Below are 19159 nucleotides of genomic sequence, written 5' to 3'. Positions count from 1 at the left end.
CGCTCTTTAACAATGTGAATCATGCTGACGATAGATGTGTGCGCCAAGCGCATGTCTATCAAAACGATATGTCGGAGAGGTCCGACAGATTCGTAATCCTTGACAGACCCCTTGGGGTTATATGGTCAAGCGATTAAGCGCATACGGTGGATGCCTTGGCAGCCAGAGGCGATGAAGGACGTGATAGCCTGCGATAAGCGTTGGCGAGGTGGCAAATACCCTGCGACCCAACGATTTCCGAATGGGGAAACCCACTCACCATCAGGTGAGTATCTATAGGCCAATACATAACCTATAGAGGCAAACCCGGGGAACTGAAACATCTAAGTACCCGGAGGAAAAGAAATCAACCGAGATTCCCCAAGTAGCGGCGAGCGAACGGGGACCAGCCCTTAAGCGTGACAACTGACAGACGAACAAGCTGGGAAGCTTGACGATACAGGGTGATAGTCCCGTAGTCGAAGTCTGAGTCACGTGAAATCGAGTAGGTCGGGGCACGAGAAACCTTGACTGAACATGGGGGGACCATCCTCCAAGGCTAAATACTCCTGGCTGACCGATAGTGAACCAGTACCGTGAGGGAAAGGCGAAAAGAACCCCGGCGAGGGGAGTGAAATAGATCCTGAAACCGTATGCGTACAAGCAGTGGGAGCACCTTCGTGGTGTGACCGCGTACCTTTTGTATAATGGGTCAGCGACTTATATTCTGTGGCGAGCTTAACCGTATAGGGGAGGCGTAGGGAAACCGAGTCTTAACTGGGCGACCAGTCGCAGGGTATAGACCCGAAACCGGGCGATCTATCCATGGCCAGGGTGAAGATTGAGTAACATCAATTGGAGGCCCGAACCCAAGTATGTTGAAAAATGCTGGGATGAGCTGTGGATCGGAGTGAAAGGCTAATCAAGCCCGGAGATAGCTGGTTCTCCTCGAAAGCTATTTAGGTAGCGCCTCACGTATCACCGCTGGGGGTAGAGCACTGTTTCGGCTAGGGGGTCATCCCGACTTACCAACCCGAGGCAAACTCCGAATACCAGTGAGTGCAGCGTGGGAGACACACAGCGGGTGCTAACGTCCGTTGTGAAAAGGGAAACAACCCAGACCGTCAGCTAAGGTCCCAAAATCCTGATTAAGTGGGAAACGATGTGGGAAGGCTCAGACAGCTAGGAGGTTGGCTTAGAAGCAGCCATCCTTTAAAGAAAGCGTAATAGCTCACTAGTCGAGTCGGCCTGCGCGGAAGATATAACGGGGCTAAATCAGGTACCGAAGCTACGGGTTCATCCTCTGGATGAGCGGTAGAGGAGCGTCGTGTAAGCCAATGAAGGTGGATTGAGAAGTCTGCTGGAGGTATCACGAGTGCGAATGCTGACATGAGTAACGATAAGGGGAGTGAAAAACTCCCCCGCCGGAAGACCAAGGTTTTCTGTTCTACGTTAATCGGAGCAGAGTGAGTCGGCCCCTAAGGCGAGGCGGAAACGCGTAGTCGATGGGAAACGGGTTAATATTCCCGTACCGGATGTGGTTGCGATGGGGGGACGAAGAAGGCTAGGTGAGCCAGGCGTTGGTTGTCCTGGTGAAAGCATGTAGGCCGAGGAATCAGGCAAATCCGGTTCCTCTGAGGTCGAGATGCGAGACGAACTGACCACGGTCAGGAAGTCATCGATGCCACGCTTCCAGGAAAAGCCTCTAAGCTTCAGATCACATGCGACCGTACCCCAAACCGACACAGGTGGTCAGGTAGAGAATACCAAGGCGCTTGAGAGAACTCGGGTGAAGGAACTAGGCAAAATGGCACCGTAACTTCGGGAGAAGGTGCACCGGTTCGAGTGAAGGACTTGCTCCGTAAGCTCCTACCGGTCGAAGATACCAGGTGGCTGCAACTGTTTATTAAAAACACAGCACTCTGCAAACGCGCAAGCGGACGTATAGGGTGTGACGCCTGCCCGGTGCCGGAAGGTTAATTGATGGGGTTAGCTCACGCGAAGCTCTTGATCGAAGCCCCGGTAAACGGCGGCCGTAACTATAACGGTCCTAAGGTAGCGAAATTCCTTGTCGGGTAAGTTCCGACCTGCACGAATGGCGTAATGATGGCCACGCTGTCTCCACCCGAGACTCAGTGAAATTGAAATCGCAGTGAAGATGCTGTGTACCCGCGGCTAGACGGAAAGACCCCGTGAACCTTTACTATAGCTTTACACTGGATGCTGATGTTGTCTGTGTAGGATAGCTGGGAGGCTTTGAAACCACGTCGCCAGATGCGGTGGAGCCAACCTTGAAATACCAGCCTGACATCATTGGCGTTCTAACTCAGGTCCGTTATCCGGATCGAGGACAGTGTATGGTGGGTAGTTTGACTGGGGCGGTCTCCTCCTAAAGAGTAACGGAGGAGCACGAAGGTACCCTCAGCACGGTTGGAAATCGTGCATTGAGTGCAAGAGCATAAGGGTGCTTGACTGCGAGACAGACACGTCGAGCAGGTACGAAAGTAGGTTCTAGTGATCCGGTGGTTCTGTATGGAAGGGCCATCGCTCAACGGATAAAAGGTACTCCGGGGATAACAGGCTGATACCGCCCAAGAGTTCACATCGACGGCGGTGTTTGGCACCTCGATGTCGGCTCATCACATCCTGGGGCTGAAGTCGGTCCCAAGGGTATGGCTGTTCGCCATTTAAAGTGGTACGCGAGCTGGGTTTAGAACGTCGTGAGACAGTTCGGTCCCTATCTGCCGTGGGCGTCGGAAGTTTGAGAAGAGCTGCTCCTAGTACGAGAGGACCGGAGTGGACGAACCTCTGGTGTTCGGGTTGTCATGCCAATGGCATTGCCCGGTAGCTACGTTCGGACGGGATAACCGCTGAAAGCATCTAAGCGGGAAGCCCCCTTCAAGATGAGACTTCCCTGAGGCCTTGCGCCTCCTGAAGGGCCCTTGAAGACTACAAGGTTGATAGGCTGGGTGTGGAAGCACAGCAATGTGTTGAGCTAACCAGTACTAATTGCCCGTGAGGCTTGACCATATAACACCCAAGGGGTTTGCTTCGGCAAACCGCCGGGATTGCGACAGGATCGAGACATATCGGTCAGCATGATTCATATTGCGAGTCGCGAGGCCAAAAGCCTCGAGACTCAGGCATCGCAAGATGCCACCGTTTCGCCTGACGACCATAGCGAGCGTGAACCACCCGATCCCATGCCGAACTCGGAAGTGAAACCGCTTAGCGCCGATGGTAGTGTGGAGTTTCTCCATGTGAGAGTAGGTCATCGTCAGGCACTTATCCCGAACCGCCCCTGTAGCCTTGCTGCAGGGGCGGTTCTCTTTGTGCGCAGGAAAAATCATAGGCGTGAAGGTCATGCGTGGGATAAGCCATGTGTGACATGTGTGGAAAGGCACGCATAGAGACGTCAGCAGATCCGCTGTGCAGAAAGAAGCTCAAAGGAAGCGCCCCTGTCACTGATGTGGCAGGGGCGTTTTTGCATTCTCGGCGCCTTGGTCGAGCGGGGTAAAGAAGTGATGCTCGGGGTAAAGAAGAGCAAAGCGGCTGTGGAAAACTCAAGATTCGTCAGTGCAGGAGCTACCCACACGAACTCGCGGCAGCTGCTTTCCCTCCCGTGTGCTGTTGGGTGACACGGGTCTCGGAGCCACTGGGCGGCATGCCATGAGCGCTCTCGATACGAGTCTTGCGAGAGCCGTCTGGTGCGCTTTTGAGCATGGCTCAGTCACGAAAAAAGCCCTGCCACACAGCGTGTGACAGGGCTTTGAGATGATGATCTTGCGCGATTGTCTTGTGCGATCAGTTTGCTCTATTTCAGCGACTACAGAGCAAGGCTTGGAGTGTGCTTCATGACTTGGCGAGCCAGAACCACCAGACAATGGCGGCGATCAGGCCGAGCCCTAGCAGATTGATGGCCATGCAGATCATGCTGACGCTCCTTGTGAGGTGGTGGCGGTATTCTCAGGGTTACTCGTTGCGGATCCAGCTGCACTCGGGGGCGTATAGCGACGCAGACGATTGGCATTGGTCACGACGGTGACCGAGGACAGGGACATGGCCAGTCCCGCGATGACCGGCGACAGCAACATGCCCGTGAAGGGGTAGAGGATGCCCGCGGCAATCGGGATGCCGATCAGGTTGTAGCCGAAGGCCCCCACCAGGTTCTGCTTGATGTTGCGCAGGGTGGCCTGGCTGATCGCGATCGCATCCGCGACCCCGCCCAGCGACGGCTGCATCAACGTGATACCGGCGGTCTCGATGGCGACGTCGGTACCTTCGCCCATCGCGAAGCCGACATCGGCCAGCGCCAGCGCCGGCGCATCATTGATGCCATCGCCGACCATGCCCACTACATGACCTTCCTGCTGCAGCCGCGCGATCTCGTCGTGCTTGTCATCCGGCGAGACGCCGGCACGGTAATCATCGATACCGGTCTCGCGCGCCACGGCCGCTGCCGTGTGAGGGTTGTCACCGGTCAGCATGATCACCTTGAGGCCGATGGCATGCAGGCGAGCGATGGCATCGCGGCTATCGTCACGTAGCGGATCGGCCAGGCCGAAGACGGCGAGCAATTCATCGTCGCGGGCCATCAGGATCAAGGTGCGCGCATTGTCTTCCAGCGCTGTGATCTGCTCGCTGAGAGGGGTCAGGCTGATGCCTGCCTCTTCCAGCATGGCAGCGTTGCCCATGCGCCAGGTGCGCCCTGCATCGTCCTGGGCCTGAATGCCGCGCCCGCTGATGGTCTGGTAGTCATGGAAGGCCTTGCTGCGCGAGGCATCGGGGCGTCTGGCTTCGATATGTGCCAGCAGTGCCGCGGCCAGCGGGTGCTCGGAGCCCCGCTCCAGTGCATATGCTGCATCCAGTACGGTTTCCTCGTCTTCCCCTTCGAGGAGCGAGACCTCGGTGACCTCCGGCTTGCCGCGCGTCAGGGTGCCGGTCTTGTCGACCACCAGTGCGGTCAAGCGACTGGCGGTCTGCAGTGCCTCACCGCTGCGTACCAGTACGCCATGTTCCGCCGCCTTGCCGACCCCGATCATGGTCGAGATCGGCGTCGCCAGGCCCAGCGCACACGGGCAGGCGATGACGAGTACCGCCGTCGCGACCACCAGCATATGCACGCCGGTCGGCGCAGGCCCGAAGTTGAACCACACCAGCGCCGCGACGATGGCGATGATCATCACGCTGGGCACGAATACGCCGGAAATGGTGTCAGCCAGCCGGCCGATCGGCGGGCGCGAATTCTGCGCCTGACGCACCTGGCTGATGATGCGTCCCAGGCGCGTCTCGCTACCGACTCGCTCGACTTCGAAGACCAGACTGCCACGCGTATTGAGCGTACCGGCGGCTACCTCGTCGCCGATACCGCGTGACACGGGCAGCGGCTCACCGCTGAGCATCGATTCATCGATGTGGCTCTGGCCCTCGATGACCCGGCCATCCACCGGGATGCGCTCACCGGGGCGAATGCGCACCTGGTCCCCGCTGCGGACCTCGTTGATATCGATCTCGCGCTCTTCCCCGTCGCGGATCACGCGGGCCGTGCGGGTCTGCAGATCCAGCAGCGCGCGCAGCGCCTGCTGAGTACGGCCCCGGGCGCGGACTTCCAGTGCCTGCCCCAGGCTGATCAAGCCGATGATCATGGTCGAGGCTTCAAAGTAGAGCCCGCGCGCCGCCGGGGGTACGCTGTCGGGAAACAGCAGCACGCCCATGGAGTAAAGCCATGCCGCCCCGGTACCGAGCGCCACCAACGTATCCATGTTGGCCTGATGGTGCGTGAAGGCCTTCCAGGCGCTGGTGAAGAAGCTGCGTCCTGCCGTGGCGAGCACGCCCAGCACGGCGACGCCGATAGCCAGCCACACCCCGCGCTCGAGCCCCTCGAAGCCGGGATGATGGAAGAACATGCTGATCATCAGGGGGATGCCAATGCCCAGTGACAGCACGCTGTCACGGACACGAGAGCGATATTCCTGATCGGCGTCCTCTTGCTGTTGCTGCTCACCGGCCTGCGCGTCTTCCACCAGGCTTGCCCCATAGCCGACGCCTTCGATGGCAGAGACGATCTCGTCGGGAGCGAGGCGGCTCGTGACCTGGGCGGTGCGCGAGGCGAAGTTGACCTGCGCCTGCTCCACTCCATCCAGGCCATCCAGTGCCTTCTGGATCGTCGCCACGCAGCTGGCGCAGGTGACGCCGGACAGTGAGAACTCGGCGCTTGCGCTATCGGCTGGCTGGCTCGCAGTCGCTGTCTTGTTTGCAACGACCGGCGTATCAGCAGCCGGCGCGACTTGAGCTTCCCCCTCCACGGTGGGGGCCTCAAGCGAATAGTCCGTCTCGAGGATGATTCTCTCGAGCAGCCCGCGCGGCAGACAGGTGTCCACGTCGAGAATGTCTTCTTTCGGCGTGCCAGTGACTTGCGCAGCCTCATCCCAGTGCTGGATGGCCTCGCGCAATCTGGCGACGCACTTCTGGCAGTGCATGCCGTACACCGACAGATCGTGATGGGCGCGTTCCGGCAGGGCTTCCTCCTTGAGGGGGTAGCCGCAGTCGTCCGCGACTTCCTGCAGTGCCGTGGATGACAGCTGACTGTGCATCAGCAACAGCTCTGCGTCAGGCGCGCCGAGCAACTCGGCCTGCGGGTCCTGCGCCTGCAGGGCACGACGAATCCTGCTGACACAGCCCTGACAATGGATGCCTGGCGCCTGCAGAAGGCGTGTCTCGGGAAGTGATGTGGTCATCATGATTGCCCCCCGTCGCGGCGTTTGGAAGTGGAAGCGGTGTCGGGCACGTCCTGTGGAAAGCCTTCGATCAGGCAGCACACGCTGTTGCCGTCCGGCACGCCATCCGGCAGGTCCTGCCAGCAATCCAGCGCGTGCTCCATGCGCTCTGCGAGGGCTTCCAGCTCACGAATGCGCTCGCGCACTCTCGGCAGGTGCTGTCGCAGCAGGTCACGCACCAGCGGGCACGGCGAGTCGTGCTGGTCCGCCTGCTCGAGAATCTGTTTGATGTCGGCAAGGCTGAAGCCCAGCTGGCGTGCCTGACTGATGAATTTGAGGCGTACCAGCGCCTGCTCATCGAAGCGCTGGTAGTTGTTGACGGGATCACGTCGGGCCGTGATCAGCCCCTGGCGCGTGTAATGGCGAACGGTTTCGGCGGTGACGCCCCCCGCGCGGGCCAGTTCGGCGACTTTCATTGCATCATCTCCTGGTGATCAAGAATGGCGGAGAGAGCATTCGGCTGCCCTGAAGGTCTGTCGGCAGCCAATGTTCCGTGACTGATCATCAGTGTAAGACTTATGTGTTGCACATAGGTCAAGCGAGCCGATACATACGAAAAAGCTGATGTTCGACCAATAGGCTAGAGGGGGGAGCAGAGGAGGCTGTCGTGTTTTAAACGCTGGAGACAAGGCACTAAATCGTCGTCAGGTCATGGGCTTAGCAGCACGTGACAGTGCAGACATGAATGAAAGTTCCCTGAATACTAGAAATCTCCCTATTCAAACGAACGTTCGCCCTTGACTTGAACGCACGACTCGCCCAAAACGTAGGTGACAGAGCTATGCATCAACGAATGATAACAACAACATGCGGCTCTCCAGCCACCTGCAATGGGACGCCATCCATAATGAAAAACAAGATGAACAAACTCACCCTCGGGGTCGCTCTGGCAGCGGCTGCCACGGCTTATGCCGGTGGCGTTCACGCGGGGGCCTTCCAGCTGAACGAGCAGAGTGTCAGTACCCAGGGCACCTCCTTCGCCGGGCGCGCCTCGAATGCCAATGATGCCTCCACCGTGTTCGGCAACCCGGCCGGCATGTCCTTCCTGGATCGCGCCCAGATCACCGGCGGTGTGACCTATCTCGACGTCAATACCGATATTGATGTCGCCAGCGCAAAGGACGCTCGAAATCAGACAGTCTCTGGGGGAGATGACGGCGACATGGTGCCGGGGGCGGCAGTGCCTTCCTTCTATTACGTGCAGCCGATGAATGACCGGGTAGCACTGGGCTTCGGGGTCTACGCACCCTTTGGTGTGATCACCGATTATGGTTCTGATTTCCGTGGCCGTTATTTCGCCAATTACAGTGAAGTCGAGGTGGTCACCGCCCAGCCGACCATCTCCTATCGCATCAATGACAAGTGGGCCATCGGCGCCGGTGTGACCTACAACAGTATCAAGGGTGAGTTGACGTCGAATACTGTCGATGTCGGCGCCGGCGATGGCAAGGTCAAGATCAAGGGCGACGATGCCGCCTGGGGCTACAACGTCGGGGTCATCTTCCAGCCGGTGGAAAGTACCCGTCTCGGTCTGTCCTATCGCTCCAAGGTGGATTACAGCCTGGATGGCGAGGCCAAGTACAACAATGTCTTCACTGGCGCGGGCTTCGCGAATACCGAGCAGGATGCGTCGCTGGACGTGACCCTGCCGGAAAGCATCGACTTCTCCGTGACGCACAAGCTGGATGATCGCTGGACGCTGATGGCGGGCGTGACCTGGGTGCACTGGAGCCGCTTCGACGAGATCGCGGTGGAAGTCGACAACACGAGCGACATCGTCGAGGAGCAGGGCTACGAGGACAGCTGGCAGTACGCGGTGGGCCTCAGCTATCAGCTCAATCCGCAGTGGGTGCTGCGTACCGGCATGGCCTTCGATGACAGCCCGACCGTGGATGAGCATCGCAGCGCGCGTATCCCGTCCGGTGATCGCACCATCTTCTCGCTGGGGGCCGGCTGGACGCCGATGCCGGAGCTGACCATCGACATGGCCTACACCTACCTGTGGGAAGAGACTGCCACCGTCAGCCTGAGCGAGCCCAACCGTGGCACCTATGAAGCCGATTACGAGAATGAAGCGCATGGCTTCGGTCTCGGCGCGACCTATCGCTTCTGAGCACGTAAGCGGCTGAAACGCTGAGCTGGTCTCGGGACAACCGATACAGCCGATACAAAAAACGCCCGGTCATATGACCGGGCGTTTTTTGTCGTCTCTGCCGGGTTCATCAGGCAAGGGCGGAACTATCGCCTCAGCGCGAGCATTGGCGAACCGTCACCAGCGTCTGACATGACGATCAGAAGTCATAACGCGCCAGGAACATCAGCTGGTCGCGGTCGGCGCTGTACTCGCTGCCGTCTGACAGGCGGCTGTTGTCGAAGCGATACTCGGTGGCCAGCGTCAGGTCCTTGACCCGCCAGGCCGCGCCCAGAATCTGATAGGCGTAGCGTGCTTCGCTGTCGGCGTCCTCCAGGTGATTCAAGCCACCGTAGAGCTCGACACTGTCATCGCCCCAGATGACCTCCTTGAACTTGTAGTTGACCACGAATTCCGCGCCGCGCGCCTTGTCGACGAAATCTTCCGAGGAGTCCAGGGTGCTGCCGGCGATGTGGTTGCGATACTCCCCGCCGACGAGGGCGATGTACCAGTTGCCCGGTGACCAGTGACCGCCGAGCAGCCAGGCATCGATATCGCCGTTCTCGCTGTTGCCGCTCTCGTAGTCGCTCAGCTCCGTATGGTGGAAGACGCCGCCCACCGTGAAGTCCTCGTTCGGGTGCCAGTTGAGCGCGGCCTCATAGCTGTAGTCACGCTCATACCCCGAATACTCGGTCTCGGTGGTGAAGACGCCATCCTCGAAGAGTGAGGTCTCGTTGCTGTGCTGGCCATCATGGCCGAGCTGGTAGAGCAGGCCGACAGTGACATCGTCGAAGCCCTTCTTCCAGTAGAGCGAGTTGTCCGGCCGCCCCGTGCCATGCAGGCCGCCGTCACCGCTGCGGCCTTCGAAGGTGCCGGACGCCTCGCCACCATTGATCCAGAACCAGTCGGTGTTGACGGCCACCATGTCGTACCAGGGGCCATACTGCTTGCCGACCGTGAAGCTGCCCCATTTCTCGTGGGCCGCTCCGGCATAGAGCATGCGCTTGTAGTGAGCATCGGTGCCGTCCTTGAACCAGGGATCGAAGCCCCATTCGGCGCGGATGATGGAGCTCCAGCCCTGCTCGAACTGATGCTCGTGGATCAGGCGCACCCGCGAGCCGCCGTTGTAGATCTCATCGTGTGCGCCATCCTGGATCACCGCAAACGCCGCCAGGCGGCCACTGAACTCGACGCGGTCGGTATCCGTCTTGTAGACCTCGATGGCCTGGGCCATGGGGCTCATGCTCAGCAGTCCCGTGCCGAGCAGGGCTGCGCCAATCGCGTGACGCAGTCGTGAGTGAGTGTGGAGGGGGATGCTGGCTGTTGTTGTAGGTTGCATCGTCATCCTGTGCATGTCTTTCCATCGGTGTGGGTCATGCCGGAGCATCCTGCTCCGGCCTCGGTCGGGTGCAAGCACCCGGTTGGCAGCCAATGTCGATTCGTGTGAGCGACTCGGCTGCCCTTGCCCGGGGCGAGGCCGAGCGCTCATCGCCACCCTTCAGACAGGCAGTGATGAGGCCCTGCGCCATTTCCCGGGCAAAGCGGGGTCTTGATGGGCGCCGCAGCGCCCATCAGGCATGTCGTCTTTTCAGGGTGTCAGTGGTGCGTCTGACCCAGGTCCGGGGCGAAGGCGGCCTGCATCAATTCACGCGTATAACGCTCACGGGGTGCCTCGAAGATGGCGTGGGTACTGCCGCTTTCCACCACCTCGCCTTCCTTCATCACGATGAGGTGGTCTGACAGCGCGCGGACTACCGCCAGGTCATGGCTGATGAACAGATAGGTCAGGCCGTGGCGCGCCTGCAGGTCGCGCAGCAGGTCGATGACCGTGACCTGTACCGAGCGGTCCAGCGCCGAAGTCGGCTCGTCCAGCAGCAGGAATTCCGGTTTGAGCACCAGGGCGCGGGCGATGGCGATGCGCTGGCGCTGACCGCCGGAGAACTCATGCGGATAGCGATTGCGCATGCCGGGGTCGAGGCTGACCTCGCTCAGGGCGTCGCAGACCCGCGCATCGCGCTGGGCGCGATTGAGCTCGGGGTGATGCACGCGCAGGCCTTCGCTGATGATCTCGCCCACGGTCAGGCGCGGCGACAGGGAGCCGAAGGGGTCCTGGAAGACGACCTGCATGCGCGAGCGCAAGGGGCGCATGCCCGACTTGTCCAGCGGCATGATATCGACACCATCGAAGCTGATCTGGCCCTGGCTCTTGAGCAGGCGCAGCAGGGCGCGCCCCAGCGTCGACTTGCCGGAGCCGGACTCGCCGACGATGCCGATGGTCTGGCCGCGTCGCACCTCGAGATCGATGCCGCGCACCGCCTCGAAGGCGACCTTGGGCCCGAACAGCGGACGCTTGATGGTGAAACTGACACGCACATCGCGCGCCGACAGCAGCACCGGTGCATCCGCGGCCACCGGCGCCTTCTCGCCGGCCGGTTCGGCATCGATCAGCATGCGGGTGTAGGCGTGCTGCGGGCTCTCGAAGACGTCGTGGGTGGCGCCGGTTTCCAGCAGCTCGCCGTGACGCATCACGCAGACGCGGTCCGCGAAGTGGCGCACGATGCTCAGGTCGTGGGTGATGAACAGGATCGCCATGCCGTAGCGCTGCTGCAGCGACTTGAGCAGCCGCAGGATCTGCGCCTGCACCGTGACATCCAGCGCGGTGGTCGGCTCATCGGCGATCAGCAGGTCCGGCTCGCAGGCCAGCGCGATGGCGATCATCACGCGCTGACGCTGGCCACCGGACAGCTCATGGGGATAGCTGTCGATACGTCGCGCCGGCTCCGGAATGCCGACCTGCTCGAGCAGTTCCAGCGCCTTGTGGCGGGCCGCGCGGCCCTTGAGGTCACGATGCAGTGCCAGTACCTCGATGATCTGGCGCCCGATGCGGTGCAGCGGGTTGAGCGAGGTCATCGGCTCCTGGAAGACGGTGGCGATGCGGTTGCCGCGCAGCTCGCGCATGCGCCGCGTCGAGGCACTCAGCAGGTCTTCGCCGCGCAGGCGGATGGCGCCCTTGATCTCGGCGAGTTCCGGCAGCAGGCGCAGAATGGCGGTGGACGTGACCGACTTGCCGGAGCCGGACTCGCCGACCAGCGCCAGCGTCTCGCCCTTGTTGAGAGTGAAGCTGACGCCCTTGACGGCGGGTACCGCGCCATCCGGCAGCTGGAAGTCGACCTTGAGGTCATTGATCTCCATCAGCGGCGGCGTGCCCGGCGCCTCGGCGGCCAGCCCCAGGCGAGTCAGGGTGTCGGCGCGCGCCTGGTCGGCGGCGTTGCGTGCTGGCGGCAGGCTGGAGGAGGTGCCGGAGGTAGAGGGTGAAGAAGTCATGATCAGCGCTCCGGTTCAGCGAGTCTTGGGGTCGAGGGCATCACGCAGCCCATCGCCGAGGAAGTTGAGGCAGAACAGGGTCGCGGCGAGGAAGGCCGAGGGCACCAGCAGCATCCAGGGGGCGGTCTCCATCATGTCCTTGCCTTCGGAGATCAACACGCCCCATGAGGTCAGCGGTTCCTGCACGCCGAGGCCGAGGAACGACAGGAAGCTTTCCAGCAGGATGACCTTGGGCACCGTCAGCGTGACGTAGACGATCACCGGCCCCAGCGCATTGGGAATCAGGTGGCGGGTGACTACCTGCAGGTCACGCACGCCGAGTGCATGCGCCGCCTCGACGAATTCACGCTTCTTGAGCGCCAGCACCTGGCCGCGCACGATGCGCGACATGTCCAGCCACTCCACCGCGCCGATGGCGGCGTAGATCAGGAAGATGTTGCGACCGAACACCACCATCAGCAGGATCACCAGGAACATGAACGGCAGCGAATACATGATGTCGACGAAGCGCATCATCAGGTTGTCGGTGCGTCCGCCGAAGTAGCCGGAGACGGCACCGTAGAGCACGCCGATCACCAGGCTGACGAAGGTGGCGACCAGCGCCACCGACAGCGAGATCTGGCCGCCATGCAGGGTGCGGGTCAGCAGGTCGCGGCCGTTGACGTCGGTGCCGAAGACGTGCCCGGAGGCCAGGTCCGGACCGGTGCCGATGGCGTTCCAGTCGACTTCATCGAGTTCGAAGGGCGTCAGCCATGGGCCGATCAGGCAGGCCAGCACGATGACGGCCATCACCACCAGGCTGCACATGGCAGCGCGGTTCTGCTTGAGACGACGCCAGGCGTCGCGGGTCAGGCTGTCGCCTGCCGGCGCGGCAGGGGGCTGGCCGTCGAAGGCGCTGGCACCGCCGGTGCCGTGGGGAGCGGGAGTTGTCTGTGACATGTCAGGGCCTCGGGTCAGTCGTCGTAGCGGATCTGCGGGTCGAGCATGCTGTAGAGCAGATCGACGATCAGGTTGAGCAGCAGGATCAAGGCGCCATAGAAGACCACCGTACCCATCACCAGGGTGTAGTCACGATTGAGCGCACCCTGCACGAAATAGCGCCCGATGCCGGGAATGCCGAAGATCTGCTCGATCACCACCGAGCCGGTGATGATGCCGGCGATGGCCGGGCCGAGATACGAGACCACCGGCAGCATCGCCGGTCGCAATGCATGGCGCAGAATCACCTTCCACTCGCTCAGCCCCTTGGCGCGGGCGGTGCGGATGTAGTGACTGCCGAGCACCTCGATCATGCTGGCGCGCATCATGCGGGCGATGTAGGCGATCTGCTGGATGGAGAGCGCCACCACCGGCAGCAGCAGGTTCTGCCAGGCGCCACCGTTCCAACCGCCGGCCGGCAACCAGCCGAGCAGCACGCCGAACACCAGCGCCAGCAGCGGGGCGATCACGAAATTGGGCACCGCGATCCCCGCCAGCGCAGTACTCATCACCACGTAATCCGCCGTCGAGTTGCGCCGGATGGCCGCGATCACCCCCAGCGGCACACCGATCAGCAGCGCGGCCAGAATCGCCCACATCCCCAGCTCCAGACTGGCCGGGAAGCCCTGGCTGATCAGCTCGCTGACATCGAAGTCCTTGTACTTGAAGGACGGACCGAGATCGCCCTGCACCAGATCGCCCAGATAGCGCAGATACTGCATCGGCAATGGCTCATCCAGGTGATAGGCCGCGCGCAGGTTCTGCTCGATTTCCGGGGGCAGGCGGCGCTCGCCATCGAAGGGGCCGCCCGGGGCGACCCGCATCAGGAAGAACGACAGGGTGATCACGATCAGCAGGGTGGGAATCGCCTGCAGCAACCGTTTGAGGGTGTAGCTCAGCATCCAGTGCTCCGTCCGGGCCGCTGCCCGGGTGTGTCGTTGTTATTGGTGACTGTCGTCTGTCAGTGCGAGGTATCGAGCTGCAGATAGCGACTCGGGTGCACGTCCAGCGCATTGGGCGCCCAGCCGCTGATGGCGGGGTCGACCAGGCTGGAGGTGACATAGTCGTAGAGCGGCAGCACCACATCGTTGTCGAGCAGATACTGCTCGGCATCGTGGAGCTGGCGCTGGCGGGTGCCGACGTCTCCTTCACGCGCCGCCGCCTCGATCAGCGCATCGTAGGTCGGTGAGCTGAGCCCGGGCGCGTTGGAGGTGTTGTCGCTGCTGAAGGCGTTCAGGAAGTCGTAGGCATCGGCGATGGTGGCGATCATGCCGTAACGGCCGACCTCGAAATCGCCCAGCGCCAGATCGCGGTAATGCACCGCGGCCTCGGTGTTGGTCAGCGTCACCTTCACGCCCAGCGGTTTCCACATCGCGCCCAGGGCCACGGCGATCTTCTTGTGGTCTTCCAGGGTGTTGTAGCGCAGGGTCAGCTCAAGCGGGGTATCCGGGCCGTAGCCCGCGTCGTCCATCAGCTCACGCGCCTTCGCCATGCGCCTGTCCATCGACCAGTCAGCGAAGTCGAAGCGCGCGCCCTGATGCTCACCCAATGCCTTCGGCACGAAGTGCCAGGAGGGAATCTGGCCCATGCCGAGAATGCGCTCGGTGATCACCTCACGGCGCGTGGCCAGATTCAGCGCGCGACGAATGCGCTGGTCGGCCACCGGCGAGCCCTCGCGCAGATTGAAGACATAGAAGTACTCGCCGAGGATCGGGTAGGTCTGCAGGGCAGCGGCCAGATTGTCCTGGATCCAGGCGTAATGGCTGGCGGGCACACCGTAGGCGATCTCGACCTCGCCGGCGCGGAAGCGATTGAGCGCGGCATGACTCTCTTCGATGGGCAGGTAGACCACCTCATCGAGCGCGACCGTGTCCGCCGCGTGATAGCGCGGATTGGGCGTCAGGCGAATCTCGGCCTGGGGCGACCAGGTCTTGAGCACGAAGGCACCCGAGGTGGCCATGTTGGCCGGCCGCGTCCAGTCAGCGCCCTTGGCCGCGATCACATGGCGTGGCAGCGGGGCGGCTTCGCTCATCGCCAGCGTCTGCTCCAGCGTCGCCGAAGGGTGGCTGAGAGTGATGGTGAGCGTCTGCGCATCGGGCGCGGCCACGCCGAGTTGCTCCGGCGCCAGCGCACCGGTATTCACCGCTCGGGCATTGACGATCGGGTAGTAGAGCGTGGCGTTGTGGGCCGCGGTGGCGGGTGTCAGCAGGCGGCGCAGCGCGAAGACGGCATCCTCGGCGGTCAGCGGCGTGCCGTCTGACCATTCGAGCCCCTCGCGCAGATGAAAGGTCCAGCTCAGCCCATCGGCGGACGACTCCCAGCGCTCTGCCAGCCCGGGAATCAGCTCGCCATTGGCGGAGTAGGCGATCAGCGGCTCGAACAGATCACGCGTGATGCGTGTCTCCCAGGTGCCGTTGGTCTGTTGCGGGTCCAGCGAGCCGGGTTCGGCGCCATTGGCGATACGCAGGATCTGCTCGCTCTGGCTTGAAGATTCTGCGGCCATGGCGCAGCCGGAAGCGCCAAGGGAGAGGGAAAGAGCGGACAGCAGCAGGCCTGCGCTGAGGCTTGCCGCGCATTGCATCGGTGAGGTGGGGGACATGCATGAACTCCTTGTCACGCCCGTGGGGCGCGACGTCATCTTCTGGTGCCATCCTTGGCAGATGCCACGCTCCTGCCCTGCCAGGCACGAGCGTGGACCCATGACGATCTAGAGAGCGGCGAGCCGGGTCAGAGGCTCACAGGGCTCGCCTCACTCGGAGAACGAGACCCAGCGCGAGCGGTGGGTATCCTCGATGTTGTTCTTCCAGCCGCTGAGCCTGGGGTTCACCAGATTGCGCGACACGTAGTAGTAGATCGGCAGCACGGCGTAGTCATCCAGCGCCTTGCGCTCGGCGTCCTGCATCAGTGCCTCGCGATCCTTCATGTCGAGCGTATTGGCGGCCTTCTGCATGTCGTCATCCAGCGCCTTGTTGGAATAGGCGCCGTAATTGTTGGGCACGCCGCTTTCCAGCAGGTTGAGGAAGTTCTGGGCGTCGTTGTAGTCACCGATCCAGCCGGCGCGACCGACGTCGAACTTGCCCTGGCGCATGTCCTCGTAGTGCACCGCGACTTCGGCGTTCAACAGATTGACCTTCACACCCAATGGCTTCCACATCGCGGCGGCGGCAATGGCCACCTTCTTGTGGTCTTCGCTGGTGTTGTAGCGCAGGGTCAGCTCCAGCGGATTGTCCGGGCCATAACCGGCGTCTTCCATCAGAGACCTGGCCTTCTGCATGCGCTCATCCATCGACATGTCCTTGAAGGCCATCTCCTGGATGTCGTAGTGGTTCACCCCGGTGGGCACGAAGCTGTAGGCCGGCACTTCGCCGGTACCGAGAATCTTGTCGGTGATGATGTTGCGGCGGATGGAGAGGTTGAGCGCCTCGCGCACGCGCGGGTCTGCCGTGGCATGACCATCGCGCGAGTTGAGCACGTAGTAGTAGATGCCCAGGTAGGGCGCGACGTGGGTGGCGTCCGGCAGGTTGTCCTTCAGCCAGCCGTATTGCTGGGTCGGGAATTCGCGCGCGATGTCGATCTCGCCGGCGCGGAAGCGCTTCAGGGCGCTGTTGCGCTCCTCGATGGGGTAGTAGATCACCTCATCCAGCGCGACCTCATTGGCATCGTGGAACTCAGGGTTCTTGAGCGCGACGATGCGGGTCTGCGGCTGCCACTCGCTCAGCTCGAAGGCACCGTTGGAGACCATCTTGCCGGGGTCGGTCCAGTCTTTGCCGTACTTCTCCACCACATGTTTCGGCAGCGGGTAGGCGGTGTAGTGCGACAGCTGATCCAGGAAGTAGGGCGTCGGGCGCTCGAGGGTGATCTCGAGGGTATGATCATCCACGGCACGCACGCCGAGGGTGTCCGGCTCGGCCTCGCCGCTGTTGATGGCCTTGGCGTTCTTGATCGGATACAGGATGTAGGCGTAATCCGAGGCATTTTCCGGCGTCATGATGCGCTTGAGCGCGTACACGAAGTCCTCGGCGGTCACCGGCTCACCGTCTGACCACTTGCCGTCCTCGCGCAGCGTGAAGGTGTAGGTCTTGCCATCGTCGGAAATCTGCCACGACTCGGCCGCGCCGGGGATGCGCTCGCCATCGGCGGCTTCGGTGACCAGGCCCTCGAAGAGGTCGCCCACCACGTCATTTTCCCAGGTGCCGGAGATCTGCTGCGGGTCCAGCGAGGCCGGTTCACCCATGATCGCCAGCTTGAGCGTGTCGGCCATGATGCCCTGGGAGGCAACGATGCCCCCGGCCAGCAGCAGAGAACCTGCCAGGCGTTTGAGCGCGAAGCGTCCGGGGAGCACCGGGGTGTGAGAGGGGGAGTACAGTCGTGCCATGATAGGGAGGCTCGCTATTGTTGTTAGGGGTAATACGAGTGTCGCCTTCTACCATCGAATCTTTTCCTGCCCGCTGTCCATGTTAAAAAATGGATGGCTTATGCATGCATTCGATAAACGTCATGCAAGGCGTGGAAACTCGGGCCATTCGGGGCTGACGGGCCTTTGAATCACTTTGGTCGTATTCGTCGCCTGCCCGCTGATGGGCGGCATGCCTGGCAGCCGAGAGCCGCCGCTTGCCCGCTGGCCACGGATGATGGGCCGGGCATGGTCGCCACGCCGGGAAATGGCTACAATATCGGGCTTTGCGCGCTGTCGATCTGCACATGCACCCTCGGGTGGCATGTGGCGGAGCCCGTCGCTTGCGACAGGATCGCCGCGCACCCATTCACGCATCATCGCCTCAAGACAGGACGACCATGCAAGAGATCAATCCGATCACCAACCTCATCAAGGACCTGTCCGAAAGGGCAGAAGTCCTGAGGGGGTACCTTTGACTATGCCGAAAAGCAGGATCGGCTAGAGGAAGTCACTCGCGAGCTCGAGAATCCGGATGTCTGGAATGACCCGGACTACGCGCAGAAGCTCGGCAAGGAACGTGCGTCGCTGGAGCTGGTCGTCAAGACCCTCGACGACATGAGCAACGGTCTGTCCGACTGCTCCGACCTGCTGGAAATGGCGGTCGAGGAAGAGGACGAAGGCACCGTGGACGAAGTCGTCCGCGAGCTGGACCAGCTCAAGGCCAGTCTCGAGAAGCTCGAGTTCCGCCGCATGTTCTCGGGTGAGATGGACGCCAACAACGCCTACCTCGACATCCAGGCAGGCTCCGGCGGTACCGAAGCGCAGGATTGGGGCAACATGTTGCTGCGCATGTACCTGCGCTGGGCCGAGCATCACGGTTTCAAGACCGAGATCGTCGAGGCGAGCGCCGGTGAAGTCGCCGGTATCAAGTCCGCGACCATCCACGTCGAGGGCGATTACGCCTTCGGTTGGCTGCGCACCGAACTTGGCGTGCACCGTCTGGTCCGCAAGAGTCCCTTCGACTCCGGCGGCCGTCGTCACACCTCGTTCGCGTCCGTGTTCGTGTCGCCGGAAATCGATGACAACATCGAGATCGACATCAACCCGGCCGACCTGCGCACCGATACCTATCGCTCCTCCGGCGCCGGTGGTCAGCACGTCAACACCACCGATTCCGCGGTACGTATCACCCACGTGCCGACAGGCATCGTGGCGGCCTGCCAGACCGAGCGAAGCCAGCACTCCAACCGTGACCGCGCCATGAAGATGCTGAAGGCGCGTATCTACGAAGCCGAGATGCAGAAGCGCAACGCCGCCAAGCAGGAACTCGAGGACTCCAAGTCCGATATCGGCTGGGGCAGCCAGATCCGCTCCTACGTCCTCGATGACCAGCGCATCAAGGACCTGCGGACCAGCGTCCAGTCGAGCAACTGTGACAAGGTGCTCGACGGCGACCTCGATGACTTCATCGTCGCCAGCCTCAAGATGGGGCTCTGAGCGCGAGTACCCTCGCGGCCCAGCGCCTATTCGCCTCCGCCGGTATCGCCGGCGGAGGCCACGAATCCCCGTATCGCG

General features: G+C 61.8%; 10 protein-coding genes and 2 rRNA genes. 4 read left to right on the top strand and 8 right to left on the bottom strand.

Features of this window, described 5'->3' with window-relative positions:
• The first annotated feature begins 123 nt into the window (after window positions 1–123).
• Both LCW13_RS15860 and rrf read left to right on the top strand, forming a co-directional pair.
• Window positions 124–3009, top strand: a 23S ribosomal RNA gene (locus LCW13_RS15860).
• Window positions 3010–3146: 137 nt separating this feature from the next.
• Window positions 3147–3262, top strand: a 5S ribosomal RNA gene (gene rrf / locus LCW13_RS15855).
• 646 nt (window positions 3263–3908) lie between these two features.
• On the opposite strand, the gene LCW13_RS15850 is transcribed toward rrf, so the two are convergent.
• Complete coding sequence (locus LCW13_RS15850; RefSeq protein ID WP_286782323.1) at window positions 3909–6719, bottom strand: heavy metal translocating P-type ATPase; 2811 nt, start codon at window positions 6717–6719, stop codon at window positions 3909–3911.
• A complete protein-coding gene (locus LCW13_RS15845) occupies window positions 6716–7171 on the bottom strand; it encodes a MerR family DNA-binding protein (RefSeq protein ID WP_213113556.1) in 456 nt (151 codons plus the stop codon). Before LCW13_RS15845 ends, LCW13_RS15850 begins: the two co-directional genes overlap by 4 nt.
• Before the next feature lie 443 nt (window positions 7172–7614).
• On the opposite strand from LCW13_RS15845, the gene LCW13_RS15840 reads away from it, so the two are divergent.
• Window positions 7615–8868 carry an OmpP1/FadL family transporter gene (locus LCW13_RS15840; protein WP_225347366.1) on the top strand — a complete coding sequence of 418 codons (1254 nt, stop codon included), beginning with the start codon at window positions 7615–7617 and terminating at the stop codon, window positions 8866–8868.
• A 178-nt stretch (window positions 8869–9046) separates the two neighbouring features.
• On the opposite strand, the gene LCW13_RS15835 is transcribed toward LCW13_RS15840, so the two are convergent.
• The 6 genes from LCW13_RS15835 to LCW13_RS15810 form a co-directional block, all read right to left on the bottom strand.
• Window positions 9047–10129: a porin gene (locus LCW13_RS15835; protein WP_225347365.1), complete on the bottom strand. Its 1083-nt coding sequence runs from the start codon at window positions 10127–10129 to the stop codon at window positions 9047–9049.
• A 353-nt stretch (window positions 10130–10482) separates the two neighbouring features.
• Window positions 10483–12078 (bottom strand): ABC transporter ATP-binding protein, encoded by a 1596-nt coding sequence (locus tag LCW13_RS15830; RefSeq protein ID WP_225348186.1) that lies wholly within the window; start codon window positions 12076–12078, stop codon window positions 10483–10485.
• Window positions 12079–12225: 147 nt separating this feature from the next.
• Window positions 12226–13149, bottom strand: a complete 924-nt coding sequence (locus tag LCW13_RS15825; RefSeq protein WP_107335886.1) for an ABC transporter permease — start codon at window positions 13147–13149, stop codon at window positions 12226–12228.
• Window positions 13150–13163: 14 nt separating this feature from the next.
• Window positions 13164–14090, bottom strand: coding sequence for an oligopeptide ABC transporter permease OppB (gene oppB, locus LCW13_RS15820; protein ID WP_043337152.1), 927 nt, complete (start codon window positions 14088–14090; stop codon window positions 13164–13166).
• A gap of 59 nt (window positions 14091–14149) precedes the next feature.
• Complete coding sequence (locus tag LCW13_RS15815) at window positions 14150–15787, bottom strand: peptide ABC transporter substrate-binding protein (RefSeq protein WP_225347364.1); 1638 nt, start codon at window positions 15785–15787, stop codon at window positions 14150–14152.
• A 150-nt stretch (window positions 15788–15937) separates the two neighbouring features.
• Window positions 15938–17563 carry a peptide ABC transporter substrate-binding protein gene (locus LCW13_RS15810; protein WP_225347363.1) on the bottom strand — a complete coding sequence of 542 codons (1626 nt, stop codon included), beginning with the start codon at window positions 17561–17563 and terminating at the stop codon, window positions 15938–15940.
• Window positions 17564–17982: 419 nt separating this feature from the next.
• Here LCW13_RS15810 and prfB point away from each other — a divergent pair.
• Window positions 17983–19081, top strand: a protein-coding gene (prfB, locus tag LCW13_RS15805) for a peptide chain release factor 2 (protein WP_107335890.1) whose coding sequence is annotated in 2 segments (ribosomal slippage) — window positions 17983–18057 and window positions 18059–19081 — 1098 coding nt in all. Because the reading frame shifts where the segments join, the coding sequence is not laid out codon by codon here.
• Window positions 19082–19159: the final 78 nt, after the last annotated feature.

The sequence above is a fragment of the Cobetia amphilecti genome, assembly GCF_020217465.1.
Taxonomy (GTDB): Bacteria; Pseudomonadota; Gammaproteobacteria; order Pseudomonadales; family Halomonadaceae; genus Cobetia; species Cobetia amphilecti.
The sequence above is the reverse complement of the archived record's forward strand: the minus strand, read 5'-3'. Positions and strand labels throughout refer to the sequence as shown.